The sequence below is a fragment of the Hohaiivirga grylli genome (genome assembly GCF_039655745.1).
Lineage (GTDB): Bacteria > Pseudomonadota > Alphaproteobacteria > Rhizobiales > Beijerinckiaceae > Hohaiivirga > Hohaiivirga grylli.
The window spans coordinates 279,254-292,254 of record NZ_JBBYXI010000001.1 but is presented as its reverse complement, the minus strand read 5'-3'; the positions used below and the strand labels follow the sequence as shown (position 1 = coordinate 292,254).

Here is a 13,001-nt window from a genome sequence, read left to right as displayed (position 1 = left end):
AGACTTTCTTAATTAAAACAAATGATCACAAACCAGTTGAACCAAAACCACCTGCACCACGTGAGGTTGTTTCGACCGTTTCAACAGGGACTAAAGAAACAAATGAAACAGGCGCAATCAAAAGCTGAGCAACACGCATCCCGCGTGTCACAACAAAATCTTCTTCGCCCAGATTAATAAGCAGGACTTTTACTTCCCCACGATAGTCTGCATCAATAGTTCCCGGTGCATTGGCAACCGTTATGCCATGCTTGAATGCAAGACCCGAGCGTGGACGTACCTGCCCCTCAAACCCTGGTGGAATTTCCATAACAAGGCCCGTTGGCACAAGCGCACGTGCTCTGGGCTTTAAAACCAGCGGCTCAGCTTCCGGGTTTGCCGCAACCAAATCAAGACCAGCAGCATGTTCCGTCTCACGCCGCGGCAGTTCTAACCCTTCCGCATGTGGCAACCGGACAACCCGTATTTGAAGTTCCTGAAAAGACTGACTGCTCATTGTGTTTCCGTAGATAAAATTGCTGCAAGATGCGCAACCAGACGTTCCGCAACATCATCCTTACTTAAAGTAGGCCACGATACTGTGCCATCTGCACTGATCAGGTGAACCCGGTTTGCATCTCCCCCCATAACACCGATACCGTTATCAAGAGAGACATCATTAGCCACTATCAAATCGCAGCCTTTGCGCTGCAACTTCGCCTTGGCATTTTCAATGACATTCTGTGTTTCAGCAGCAAAACCAACCACAAGCTGCGGTCGCATGGCCTTGGATTTTGAAATAGTTGCCAGAATGTCGGGATTCTCGACTAAAGCTAAAGGAGGTATGGCTTTGCCATCCTTTTTCAGTTTCTGATCGCCTGCCTTCGCAGTTCGCCAATCTGCAACAGCAGCGGCAAAAACGCCGATATCTGATGGTAACGCAGCTTCAACAGCCGCCAGCATCTGGTCCGCTGTCTCAACATGTATTGTCGTCACACCAGCCGGGTCAGGCAGATTAACCGGCCCCGTCACCAGGGTCACATCAGCACCTGCGGCAGCAGCAGCTTTCGCAATGGCATGGCCCTGTTTTCCGGAAGACCGGTTTGCGATATAGCGAACCGGATCAATTGGCTCATGGGTTGGGCCAGACGTTACAACAATCCGGCGGCCTATCAGCAGCTGCGGTCTTTCGGTCTTCCCCTGTGTTTTCACAATACCGATAACTGCATCGACAATTTCAAGCGGTTCGGACATACGGCCATTGCCACTTTCAGCCTCAGCCATCAGGCCATTATTCGGACCGACAGTATGAAGGCCATCGCGCTGCAATGTTGCGAGATTACGCTGTGTTGCCGGATTCTCCCACATCTTTGGGTTCATGGCCGGCGCAAGGAGAACCGGCTTATCCGTTGCCAGTAAAACGGCAGACGCCAGATCACTTGCAAATCCGCCGGCCATCCGGGCCAGAAGATTGGCCGTTGCCGGGGCAACAATGACAATATCCGGCTCTCTTGCCAGCTGAATATGACCAATTTCAGCTTCGGTATTACGATCAAACAGGTCAGTATGAACAGGCTGTCCCGAAAGGGCTGCTGCTGAAAGTGGCGTTACGAATTGCTGGGCACCTTCAGTCATAAGACAGCGCACAAACGCTCCACGCTCTTTCAGGCGCCGAATGAGATCAAGCGATTTATAAGCAGCAATTCCGCCCCCCATAATCAGGAGAACCTTGCGACCATCAAGAGAATGCAAGTCTGAAGACATCACAATCTACCTCTCAAACAACAATCAGTATCATCGCCACAGCGATGACCCAGAGCGCGAGTGTGGCCCATAAGCCTGTCCCTCTTTTACGGGCAGACTGTCTCTGACAAAATTCATCCGTTTCAATTGCTTTTTCAAGCTTTCCGAGAATGTTATCAGCCCGCTTGGCAATATTGGGAAGATCGCGCACCATATCAACCAGCGCATGCAGGTTACGTCCCGCCTCTTCAAGCTGGCCAACAGGGCCGAGATTTCGCTCAATCCATGTCCGGACAACAGGATCTGCCGTTGTCCACATATCGAGCTTGGGGTCCAGCATGCGTGCAACGCCCTCAACCACAACCATGGTTTTTTGGAGCATAACAAGCTCGGGACGCGTTGCCATATCGAAAAGAGCTGTAATTTCGAACAGCAGCGTCAGCAACCGGGCCATTGAAATTTCATTGGCCCGGCGATCATGAATTGGCTCCCCAACAGCACGAATGGCCTGTGCAAAATCATCAATCGAATGGCTTGATGGGACATAGCCCGCTGCAAAGTGAACTTCAGCAACGCGATGGTAATCCCGATTGATGAAGCCAAGTAGAATCTCGGCAAGGAAGCGCCTTTGAGCAAAACTGAGACGCCCCATAATACCAAAATCAACAGCAACCAGACGACTCTGATGATCTACAAACAGGTTGCCGGGATGCATATCCGCATGGAAGAAGCCATCGCGGATCGCGTGTTTCAGAAATGCCTGTAATACTGTTTTTGCGAGTGTCGGACGATCAATCCCAGCCCGATCAATCGCATCCAGATCATTCAGCCGGATTGCATCAATCCATTCAATGGTCAGGATATCACGATCCGTGTACGTCCAGTACAAATCAGGAATACGGAAATCCTGATCATCTTTGGTATTTTCAACCAGCTCTGAAATCGCTGCCGCTTCGAGCCGCAGATCCATTTCAAGAGTGACGGAACGCGCCAGTGTTTCAACAACCTCACGAGGTTTCAACCGTTGCCCATCAGGCAGGAAGCGCTCCATCAACCCCGCAGCATAGCGCATGGATTGCAGATCACGGGCGAAACGATCACGAACATTCGGGCGGATAACCTTAACAGCAACGGTTTCTTCCGAACCATCAGCTGAACGAATAACAGCTTTATGAACCTGAGCTATGGATGCAGCGGCAACAGGTTCACTGAATGAAGCAAAAAGCTCATCAATTGGCCGTCCAAGGTTTTCTTCAATGATCTTGACCGCCCGCGCCCTTGGGAAAGGGGCCATCTGATCCTGAAGACTTTCCAGATTTCTGGCAGCCGCTGTACCGACAATATCAGGCCGCGTTGCAAGAAACTGGCCAAATTTCACATAACTTGGGCCAAGGCGTGCCATCGCAGCCGCAAGACCAGCCGCACCGTCGCGGGTTCTGCGACGCTCAACAATACGACATACCTTTAAGACCATCCGGGCAGATGGCGGCAGGGGCGCAGGGTCAACGAGAGAAAACGCACCCTCTCGCGCCAGCACAAAGCCAATCCGGATAAGCTGTAAAAATTGAAAGAAACCGCTCAGCACGTCAGATTTTCCAGCCCGAATGAATATTTACGACACCCATGGTCTGCGGCTTATGCGTTACCCGCTTGAAGCCTGCATCCTCAATCATCCGTGCAAATACGGAAGGTGCCGGAAATTTGCGAATTGATTCAACGAGATACTGATAGGAATCCGCATCACCAGTTACGACTTTCCCGATTTGGGGAATGACATTGAAAGAATAAAGATCATAAATCTTGTCAATCAGAGGCATATCAACCTTTGAAAACTCAAGACACATGAACCGTCCACCGGGCTTGAGCACGCGGTAAGCCTCAGCCAACGCCTTATCAATCCGGGGAACATTACGGATACCGAAAGCAATCGTATAGGCATCATAGCTTTCATCCGGCAGGGGAAGCTCTTCAGCATTGGCCTCTACGAAATCAATACGGTCACCATAACGGTCACCTGCACGCTCACGCCCGACTTCAAGCATGCCGCTATTGATATCAAGAACAGTCACCCGCGTATTCTCGCCACCCGATGCAAGGGCACGGAAGGCAATATCCCCTGTACCACCTGCAACGTCGAGCAAACGGAAAGGCCCGTTTTTGGGAACACGCAAATTAGTAATAAATGTGTCTTTCCAGATGCGGTGAAGACCACCGGACATCAGGTCATTCATGATATCATAACGACGGGCGACAGAATGAAAAACGTGGTTTACCCGTCCCTGTTTTTCTTCCAGAGGAACTGTTTCAAACCCGAAATGCGTATTTTCACCCATGATGTCCTGCCTTCAAATTTTGCCTGACATGAAATGCTCAATCAAACGGCAACCTGCAATCAGATATCATTATTCTGGTTGACAGGATACGTCTGACCCAGCTCTAACCTGTATTGTTATTAACGGATAGCTTTTCACATGGCTATTCGTAAAATATCCTAATACGCCTCAATTTACCGTATTGATACAAAAATACCGTGGTTTAAGGCGAAAGTTCAGCAAATTATGAGTCAAAATGCCTGAATTACCGGAAGTAGAAACAACACGACGTGGCCTGCTTGCTGCCATGGAAGGCAGCCGTTTTACGGATGTCAGACAACGACGGGCCAATTTACGATTCACATTTCCTGAAAATTTCAGCCAAAGATTGGTCGGCACAGATATCCTTTCACTTGATCGCCGCGCGAAATATCTGGTTGCTCATCTTTCATCTGAAGAAGTACTCATCATGCATCTGGGCATGTCCGGAAGTTTCAGTGTCCTACCTCCAGAGAAACCTGTTGCGGAATTTGGCAAGCATGATCATGTCGTATTCGGCTTCGCCAATGGTTACACTGTTATATATAATGACCCTCGACGCTTCGGTTTTATGGATATTGTTGCATCCGATCAGCTTGAGACATCAAAGCATCTCAGCCATCTTGGCATAGAGCCTTTGGGCAACCAGCTTTCCGGACCAGTCTTAAAGCAACTCTTCGCGGACAAAAAAACACCTATGAAAACGGCCCTTCTTGATCAAAGGTTGATCGCCGGGCTTGGAAATATTTATGTCTGCGAAGCTTTATTCCGGACACGTATACATCCTGAAAGACCTGCCGGTTCACTAACAGCTGAAGAAGCTGAGGTTCTTTCAATCTCCATTCGTGACGTACTCAATGAGGCCCTCGCATCAGGTGGCTCAACTCTACGAAACTATTCGCAGACAGACGGCACCCTTGGCTACTTTCAGCATCAGTTTCAGGTTTACGATCATGAAGGTGATCCATGCCCGACACCAGAATGCAAAGGACACATTCATAGAATCGTACAGGCCGGGCGTTCGACTTTTTTCTGTCCCACATGTCAGAAAATATAGCTAACATGCCAGTGTTCAAACTAACTTACCGCTGACTTTCTATTTTAAAAGGCATATACGGTAACTGACTTTTGAAGGAGCCTTATGCTCCGGATGATCACTTGAAGGAGACGTCGATGACCTACAGCAATATTATTGTCGAGACGCATGACAAGGTTGGGCTGATTACTCTCAATCGCCCGGATGCGCTTAATGCGCTTTCAGCACAACTGATTGCTGAAGTCGATGATGCATTGACGAAGTTTCAGGCGGACAAGAATATCGGCTGTATCGTTATTACTGGCTCAAAAAAGGCATTTGCTGCCGGTGCTGACATCAAAGAAATGCAGAACAAGACATATCCTGAAAGCTATCTTGAGAATTTTATCAGCGCCTGGGAAACAGTTGCTGAATGCCGTAAACCAATCATCGCAGCCGTTGCCGGCTTTGCCCTCGGTGGTGGTAATGAACTTGCCATGATGTGCGATTTCATCATTGCAGGCGACAATGCCAAATTCGGACAGCCCGAGATTCGTCTTGGCGTAATGCCAGGTGCTGGCGGAACACAGCGCCTTACAAGAGCTATCGGTAAGGCAAAAGCCATGGAAATGTGCCTGACTGGCCGCATGATGGATGCAGAAGAAGCAGAGCGTTCTGGACTTGTCTCCCGTATTGTTCCGGCTGACAATCTTCTGGAGGATGCTCTGAAAACGGCTGCAACCATCGCCTCCATGTCACTTCCTATTGCCATGATGACAAAAGAAAGCGTCAATCGTTCCTTCGAGACAACTTTGACCGAAGGTATTAAGTTTGAACGCCGGGTCTTCCATGCCATGTTTGCAACGGCTGACCAGAAAGAGGGTATGAGCGCCTTCGTTGAGAAGCGTACACCCGAGTTCAAAAACAAGTGATTGAACTTGATCTCTACGTACTCCTGTCTTTAGGGGCTGTGGCCTTTCTTGCAGGTTTCGTTGACTCAATAGCAGGCGGGGGCGGTCTTTTGACTGTCCCTGCTCTGGTTATAGCGGGGCTTGATCCCGTACACGCCCTTGGGACAAACAAGTTACAGGGGTGCATGGCTTCTTTTTCTGCGACGATTGCATTTGCCAGAGCAAAACTGATTGAATGGAAGTCAGCGCTTCCGCTCGCACTTATCTCAGCTGCGGGCGGCATATTGGGTACCTTCAGTGTTGAGATTATTCCCAACTACTGGCTGCAATTCATGATCCCGGTCCTGCTGGTTGTTGTGGCATTTTATTTTGCCCTTTCTCGAGGTTTGGGAGATTCGCGAATACGAGCCCGTATGTCTGTTGGTGCCTTCACCTTTACCATTCCATTGATTGTCGGGTTTTATGATGGTGTTTTCGGTCCAGGTGCCGGCTCTTTTTATATGCTGGGCTTTGTCACATTGCTCGGCTTTGGCATTATCAAGGCAACCGCTCATACCAAACTTCTGAATTTCGGAAGCAATTTTGCCAGCCTCTGCGTCTTTTCTATTAAAGGCTACGTCATTCTACCCATTGGCCTGACAATGGCTGTAGGTGCATTTCTTGGCGCACAGATCGGCTCCCGTCTTGCCATGCGTATTGGTCCAAAGCTTATCCGGCCTCTGCTTGTTATTGTCTGCTGTGCCATGGCAAGCAAATTGCTTATGGATCCAGCAAATCCATTACATGCCATTATAGTGGGCTGGCTCAGCTAAACTGAGCCATAAAAATAACCATCTGGGCACTGGATTAAGCAATTTCTAATTAAGAGTCGGCAATTTCTGAATTTCTTGCGATTCATACCGTTGACGCAAACACGGTTCACGTTTATAAAGCCCGGCAATAAGCCCACATATCACGCGGGCTATTCAGTTTCCACCTTTTCGCCGAACCGACGGAAATTCCAACGAATGACCTGGTAGGCGTGAACAGCTTAAGTGAGGACGCGCCATGGCCAACACCGTGTCGGCCAAGAAAATGACCCGCAAGATCGCGAAGCGTACCGCGATCAATCGCACACGCCGCAGCCGTATGCGGACGTTTATCCGTAGTGTTGAAGAAGCGATTGCTTCAGGCAACAAGGATACCGCAATCAGCGCCCTGCGCGCCGCAGAACCAGAAATTATGCGTGCTGCTCAAAAAGGTATTCTTCCTAAGAATACAGCATCCCGCAAAGTTTCCCGGCTTACGCACCGGATCAAGGCTCTGGCCTGATAGAATAAGCTTATTAAACCCGGTTTCGACCGGGTTTTTTATTATCTAAATTCCTGAGCAAATACTAAGTTGACGTATGGTAAGTTATTCCACGTGTTTATGTTGCATTTCAGTCACATAGTCAAAATTCTCATTTTTCAGCCCGATGTTCTCTCTTCATTCTCCTTGACAATTTTTGAATCAAAACCTGCTGTTTCCGGAGTCATTAAAATCTGAAAACGCACAAATATTCTCTTTAAATATCAATTTGTTAGTCAGCAAGAGCCGCCAACTAATAAGAATCAGGTCAGAATCTGCCAGATTCAGCTGCGCAATATTTTTATTTTTTTAATGATCAAATTTTCCAAAAAAACCACCAAGCATGTCATGAAACGACTGGATTCACAGACATTTTTCAAAATTGACGCAGTGAGCAAAAAATTTCAAAAATCGCAAAAATCGCAAAATTTAAATGAATCGTGTTGCACCCCATGAATGCACTGTGTAGTGTTTCCTTACTACGGCGGCTCCAGCGAAGAAACGAACCGTTTCTAAGTTAGGGAGGTGTTTTGTGGAGAGGGTGTATCGTGTTTCTAAACAAAAGAATTAGTATTTACACGATCTATAAGTGTGGGCAGCACCCCTTTGATGTAACTATGTGTAAAACTGGTTGTGTTTGAGTGGGTGTTATTTGAGTAGATTTTTCTAAGTCTGCTACTTCTGTTTATTTTTACTATGTGTGCTGCTGTACTCTGTACATCGGCTCGGATGGTATTGCGCCTGATTGACAATTATCAGCTTTAAATGTGTCGGTCAGGGAACACGCGCCAATAAGAAGAAAGGAAATTTGATGCAACAGACCAGCGGTAATGAGCAAAAAAGCACATCCGCCGGCATGACGGGAAGCCAGGCAGATAATGCCGAAATGGCGGAGCGTTCTGCAGCGGATATCTGGTCACGTGTCAAACGCCGATTGCGTGCGGAGCTCGGAGAAGATGTATATGCAAGCTGGTTTGGCCGGCTTGAACTCGAAACAATTGATGAAAAGGGCTGCGCGCACCTTTCTGTTCCAACCCGCTTTCTGAAAAGCTGGATTGAAGCCCATTATGCCGACCGTGTTCTGAGCGTCTATCGTACTGAAGCATCAGATGTTCAGCGTATTTCTGTAAGCGTCCGCGGCACTGCTGCGCGAGAAATGCCACAGGCTGTGCGCCGCACCGGAGAACCTGCACGGTTCCCAAACTCAAATATTAAGCCGATTATCAGCAATGATACGAAGCCCCAGGCTCCTCAATCAGCTGAAGACCGTGAAACAAACGAGCTTGGGGGAGCTCCGCTTGATGCACGTCTGACATTTGAGAGCTTTATTGTTGGCCGTTCCAATAATCTGGCCCATGCTGCCGCTGAGCGTATTGCACGTAACCAGAGCGGTTCGCTCCTTTATAACCCGCTTTATCTGCATGCAGGTGTTGGTCTGGGTAAAACCCACCTTCTTCATGCCATTGGCCACGAAGTCCGTAACAGCGGCCGTCGCGTCATTTATCTGACAGCTGACCGTTTTATGTATGGCTTTGTTTCATCTCTTAAGGCCCAGACATCTCTGGCCTTCAAAGAGCGCCTTCGTGCCATTGATCTGCTGATCATCGATGACGTCCAGTTCATTCAGGGCAAATCAATCCAGCAGGAATTTGGCCACACACTCAATTCACTGATTGATGCGGGTCGTCAGATTGTTGTTGCAGCTGACCGTCCACCAACAGAACTCGAATCGCTTGATGAGCGCGTCCGCTCCCGTCTTGCTGGTGGTCTGGTGGTTGAAGTTGGTTCGCTTGATGAGCAGCTTCGCGAGCAGATTCTGACAACACGCATTTCTGGCCTGCAGCAACTGCATCCGGGCTTTGAAGTGAGCGCCAATGTCATTTCTTATATTGCCCGTTCGATCACTGCCAATGGCCGAGACCTCGAAGGTGCTGTGAACCGTCTTCTGGCTCATGCCACATTGACAGGTTCAACGATCACGCTTGAAACAGCAGAAGCTGCAATCCGTGATCTGGTTCGCAATCGTGAACCAAAACGCGTCAAGATCGAAGACATCCAGAAGCTTGTTGCAAGCCGTTACAATGTTTCCCGTTCAGATATTCTATCAGAACGACGGACAGCAGCTGTCGTAAAACCACGCCAGATTGCCATGTATCTTGCAAAAATCCTGACCTTGAGATCACTGCCAGAAATTGGCCGCCGTTTTGGTGGACGTGATCATACAACAGTTCTTCATGCTGTTCGTAAGATTGAGAAAGCGCTTCATGAGGATACAGCCCTCAGTGATGAGGTCGAACTCCTAAAGCGGATGCTTCAGGAATAATTTGATATTCCGGGCGGTTTTCGGTCACGAAAGCCGCCCTATTTCTTTCAGCAGAGAGCCCTGCTTTCGTTCGAGTTGTATTTTTATCGTTAATCACTCGTTAACTGGCTCTTGCGTTTAGCGCGCAGCTTCGCCAATGTATGGCAAGTTCTTCTCGGCAATCAGCCGATATTTAACTAGAAATACAGAGCATATCCGCTCGGAAAATTATGGACCGGATCATGAGAGTTACAGTCGAACGGGCAGCATTGCTCAAGGCCCTCGGCCACGTTCACCGCGTTGTAGAACGTCGCAATACCATTCCGATCTTGTCGAACGTGTTGCTACGTGCTGAAGAAACAGGTCTTCGCCTCAAGGCAACCGATCTGGACATCGAAGTTACAGAGACAATTCCAGCTGAAGTTATTGAAGCAGGTTCCACAACTGTTCCCGCTCACGTCATTTATGAAGTTGTCCGCAAGTTACCGGATGGCGCCCAGATTTCGCTTGAGCTGACCGGTGACACTGGTCAGATGCAGCTGCGTTCAGGCCGTTCACGCTTCCTGTTGCAGGCTCTGCCTGAAAGCGACTTCCCGGATCTCGCAGCCGGTGATCTCAGCAACCGCTTTCAGCTCCCCGCTGCTGATCTCAAACGCCTGATTGAAAAGACACAATTCGCCATCTCGACAGAAGAGACACGCTATTATCTCAATGGTATCTATTTCCACACCATTGAAAGCGAAGGCGCACTGGTTCTACGGGCTGTTGCAACAGACGGCCATCGTCTCGCCCGTATTGAGCTGCCAGCCCCTGTTGGCAGTGAAGGCATGAGCGGCATCATTATTCCGCGCAAGGCTGTTACGGAAATCCAGAAGCTTCTCGAAGATGGTGATGAAACAGTTTCTATCGAACTGTCATCAGCAAAAATTCGCCTGACATTCGGCGGTGTGATCCTGACATCAAAGCTGATTGACGGTACCTTCCCGGATTACCAGCGCGTTATTCCTGCTGCAAACGACAAAGAACTGATTGTTGACCGTCAGGAATTTGCCCGTGCTGTTGACCGCGTTTCCACCATCTCATCAGATCGCGGTCGCGCTGTTAAACTGGCCTTGGCAAATGGCAAATTGACCTTCTCGGTTAACAGCCCTGATGCCGGTTCGGCGACGGAAGAAATTGAGGCAGATTACGAATCTTCCGATCTTGAAATCGGCTTCAATGCCAAGTATCTTCTTGATATTGCCAGCCAGCTGGAAGGTGACACTGCTGTATTTAAACTGGCAGATTCCGGTTCTCCAACCCTGATTCAGGATCGCCCGGGTGCGCCAGCCCTCTACGTGCTGATGCCAATGCGCGTCTAGAAGAAACCGGGTTATGAATTATAGCGGCGAAGCTTATGCTTCGCCGTTTTCATTTGTACCAACCGCTGTTTTTGAAGCCTGTAAAAGCTTATAACAACGACAGGAATGATTCGGACGCGATCTCGTCTATTAATAGAAAGGCTATCGGTGGATTTTCCGCTGCCCCTCCCGCGTATTGAGCGTCTGACGCTTAATGATTTTCGCACGTATCGAGATCTCGATATCGCGCCAAAGCGCGCGCTTGTCGCTCTGGTGGGTGAAAATGGAGCAGGAAAAACCAATATTCTTGAAGCCCTTTCCCTCTTCATGCCTGGAAGAGGATTACGCCGCGCTGATTTTTCCGAGATGGTCAGGCATAACAGTTCAGGCCCCCATGCTATTTCTATCAGTCTTGAAACGGCCTTTGGCGAACATCGGCTTGGCACGGGCTTTGACCTTGGAGAGGAGCGCATTGGCCGAATCTGTCGGATTGATGGAGCGAATGTTTCATCAGCAGCAAGGTTTTCTGAGTTTTTGCGGATTATCTGGCTGACACCGGATCTGGATTCCATCTTTCGAGGCGCCGCCGGTGATCGCCGTCGTTTTCTGGACCGTCTTGTACTGGCTGTAGACCCGGAACATGGTGCCCGCGTCAATGCACTGGAGCGCGCACTGCGCAACCGCAACCGTCTGCTGGAGGAAAATACTCCTGACCCCACTTGGCTGGAAGCAATTGAACGTGAAATTGCCGAAGTTGGCATTGCCGTTGCTTCTGCTCGCCGCGAAACCGTTGAACGTCTTGGAGCTTTGATTGATCGAGAGCATGAGAGCTTTGCTCCTTTCCCATTCGCAAAAATTGCACTGAGCGGCGATATTGATCAAATGGTTGCAAAGATGGCTGCTGTTGATGCCGAAGATCATTATCGCCAGATTCTGCGCAACAACCGGGCCAGGGATCGCGCGGCCGGCCGAACATTAATCGGCCCTCAGGCCTCAGATCTGCTTGTCAGACATGGACCCAAAGATATCCCAGCCAATATTGCCTCAACTGGAGAACAGAAAGCCCTGTTAATCGGGCTTATTCTTGCACAGGCACGCCTTATCTCTCAAATGAACGGCTCCCCGCCTCTTGTCTTACTTGATGAAGTTGCCGCTCACCTTGATCCGGCACGCCGCAGAGCCCTCTATCAGGCACTTAACCAACTGGGTGGTCAGGTATGGATGACAGGCGCAGATCCTGTGCTTTTTGAAGATCTCAAAGGCGAGGCGGATATCTATCGGGTGGCTGACGGAACTGTCACAGCCCAGACCTGAAAACTCCCCTTTTCGAATCTCATATATCGGCGTATAAGCAAGCCCTTATAACCCGCAATAAAGCGGTGGAGTTTCTATCGTGATCAGCCTTTATGGATATACGGTTTTTCTGCTGACACTTGCTGTTGCAGCTGCGGTCCCGGGACCCGGAGTTGCGACCGTGATTGCGCGCACGCTAAGCCATGGCATTAAGGCCGGACTTCTGGTCACATTGGGGACTATTGCCGGTGATATCATCTGGCTGTCAGTTGCAATTCTCGGCCTTGCTGCCATTGCAAAAACTTTTGCGGTTGTTTTTCTGGCAATCAAATATGTTGGCGCCGCCTATCTGGCTTATCTGGCATGGAAGCTCTGGAATGCGCCTGCTGGGCAGATTGATATGAAAGACACCAGTAACAGGAAGGCTTCTGGCTTCTGGGTTGGTTTGTCTGTCGCCCTATCAAATCCAAAAACCATAATGTTCTATCTGGCTATACTGCCAACATTGATTGATATTGGTCACGTTGGCTTCAAGCTCTATGGCATCCTCACTGCAACGATATTTTTCACACTGTTTGTTGTTATGGGTTCATATGTCTTGCTTGCAGCCGGTATCAAACAGGCTTTCAAGCAGAGTTCTGCCGTCCGCATTTTCCAGCGCAGCACCAGCATGATCATGGCTGGCGCTGCGGCTATGATTGTGGCGCGTTAAGTAAAAAATATTTCTTAAAAGTCATA

12 protein-coding genes are annotated in these 13,001 nt (G+C 49.2%); 8 read left to right on the top strand and 4 right to left on the bottom strand.

Annotation, left to right across the window (positions count from 1 at the left end; all coding sequences use genetic code 11):
- Positions 1–25: 25 nt before the first annotated feature.
- Genes dut through ubiE form a run of 4 tightly spaced genes read right to left on the bottom strand, consistent with a single transcriptional unit; the run spans position 26 to position 4,055 of the window.
- The gene (gene dut / locus WJT86_RS01300) at positions 26–496 is read right to left on the bottom strand and encodes a dUTP diphosphatase (RefSeq protein WP_346335687.1); all 471 of its coding nucleotides are present in this window, start codon (positions 494–496) and stop codon (positions 26–28) included.
- Positions 493–1,743, bottom strand: coding sequence for a bifunctional phosphopantothenoylcysteine decarboxylase/phosphopantothenate--cysteine ligase CoaBC (gene coaBC / locus WJT86_RS01295; protein ID WP_346335686.1), 1,251 nt, complete (start codon positions 1,741–1,743; stop codon positions 493–495). The genes dut and coaBC overlap by 4 nt, the downstream gene beginning before the upstream one ends.
- Before the next feature lie 13 nt (positions 1,744–1,756).
- On the bottom strand, positions 1,757–3,307 hold the full coding sequence (ubiB, locus tag WJT86_RS01290; protein WP_346335685.1) for a 2-polyprenylphenol 6-hydroxylase: 1,551 nt from the start codon (positions 3,305–3,307) through the stop codon (positions 1,757–1,759).
- A 1-nt stretch (position 3,308) separates the two neighbouring features.
- Positions 3,309–4,055: a bifunctional demethylmenaquinone methyltransferase/2-methoxy-6-polyprenyl-1,4-benzoquinol methylase UbiE gene (gene ubiE / locus WJT86_RS01285; protein WP_346335684.1), complete on the bottom strand. Its 747-nt coding sequence runs from the start codon at positions 4,053–4,055 to the stop codon at positions 3,309–3,311.
- Between the two features lie 235 nt (positions 4,056–4,290).
- Between ubiE and mutM the strand changes: the two genes are divergently transcribed.
- The 8 genes from mutM to WJT86_RS01245 all read left to right on the top strand — a co-directional run bounded on the left by mutM (position 4,291) and on the right by WJT86_RS01245 (position 12,975).
- Positions 4,291–5,130, top strand: coding sequence for a bifunctional DNA-formamidopyrimidine glycosylase/DNA-(apurinic or apyrimidinic site) lyase (gene mutM, locus WJT86_RS01280; RefSeq protein WP_346335683.1), 840 nt, complete (start codon positions 4,291–4,293; stop codon positions 5,128–5,130).
- Between the two features lie 116 nt (positions 5,131–5,246).
- The gene (locus WJT86_RS01275) at positions 5,247–6,020 is read left to right on the top strand and encodes an enoyl-CoA hydratase (RefSeq protein ID WP_346335682.1); all 774 of its coding nucleotides are present in this window, start codon (positions 5,247–5,249) and stop codon (positions 6,018–6,020) included.
- Positions 6,020–6,811, top strand: coding sequence for a TSUP family transporter (locus tag WJT86_RS01270; RefSeq protein ID WP_407066904.1), 792 nt, complete (start codon positions 6,020–6,022; stop codon positions 6,809–6,811). The genes WJT86_RS01275 and WJT86_RS01270 overlap by 1 nt, the downstream gene beginning before the upstream one ends.
- A 235-nt stretch (positions 6,812–7,046) precedes the next feature.
- Positions 7,047–7,310, top strand: coding sequence for a 30S ribosomal protein S20 (gene rpsT / locus WJT86_RS01265; protein ID WP_346335680.1), 264 nt, complete (start codon positions 7,047–7,049; stop codon positions 7,308–7,310).
- An 874-nt stretch (positions 7,311–8,184) separates the two neighbouring features.
- Positions 8,185–9,651 carry a chromosomal replication initiator protein DnaA gene (dnaA, locus tag WJT86_RS01260; protein WP_346336267.1) on the top strand — a complete coding sequence of 489 codons (1,467 nt, stop codon included), beginning with the start codon at positions 8,185–8,187 and terminating at the stop codon, positions 9,649–9,651.
- 221 nt (positions 9,652–9,872) lie between these two features.
- Entirely contained in the window at positions 9,873–10,991 is a 1,119-nt protein-coding gene (gene dnaN / locus WJT86_RS01255) for a DNA polymerase III subunit beta (RefSeq protein WP_346335679.1), read from the top strand.
- 147 nt (positions 10,992–11,138) lie between these two features.
- Positions 11,139–12,284, top strand: coding sequence for a DNA replication/repair protein RecF (recF, locus tag WJT86_RS01250; protein ID WP_346335678.1), 1,146 nt, complete (start codon positions 11,139–11,141; stop codon positions 12,282–12,284).
- Between the two features lie 79 nt (positions 12,285–12,363).
- A complete protein-coding gene (locus WJT86_RS01245; protein WP_346335677.1) occupies positions 12,364–12,975 on the top strand; it encodes a LysE family translocator in 612 nt (203 codons plus the stop codon).
- Positions 12,976–13,001 lie beyond the last annotated feature (26 nt).

What these genes read in the sequence shown, in the direction of transcription:
- ubiE (WP_346335684.1), bottom strand. Translation starts at nt 4,055, where the DNA reads ATGGGTGAAAATACGCATTTCGGGTTTGAAACAGTTCCTCTGGAAGAA.
- WJT86_RS01275 (WP_346335682.1), top strand. Translation starts at nt 5,247, where the DNA reads ATGACCTACAGCAATATTATTGTCGAGACGCATGACAAGGTTGGGCTG.
- dut (WP_346335687.1), bottom strand. Translation starts at nt 496, where the DNA reads ATGAGCAGTCAGTCTTTTCAGGAACTTCAAATACGGGTTGTCCGGTTG.
- dnaA (WP_346336267.1), top strand. Translation starts at nt 8,185, where the DNA reads ATGACGGGAAGCCAGGCAGATAATGCCGAAATGGCGGAGCGTTCTGCA.
- coaBC (WP_346335686.1), bottom strand. Translation starts at nt 1,743, where the DNA reads ATGTCTTCAGACTTGCATTCTCTTGATGGTCGCAAGGTTCTCCTGATT.
- rpsT (WP_346335680.1), top strand. Translation starts at nt 7,047, where the DNA reads ATGGCCAACACCGTGTCGGCCAAGAAAATGACCCGCAAGATCGCGAAG.
- dnaN (WP_346335679.1), top strand. Translation starts at nt 9,873, where the DNA reads ATGAGAGTTACAGTCGAACGGGCAGCATTGCTCAAGGCCCTCGGCCAC.
- mutM (WP_346335683.1), top strand. Translation starts at nt 4,291, where the DNA reads ATGCCTGAATTACCGGAAGTAGAAACAACACGACGTGGCCTGCTTGCT.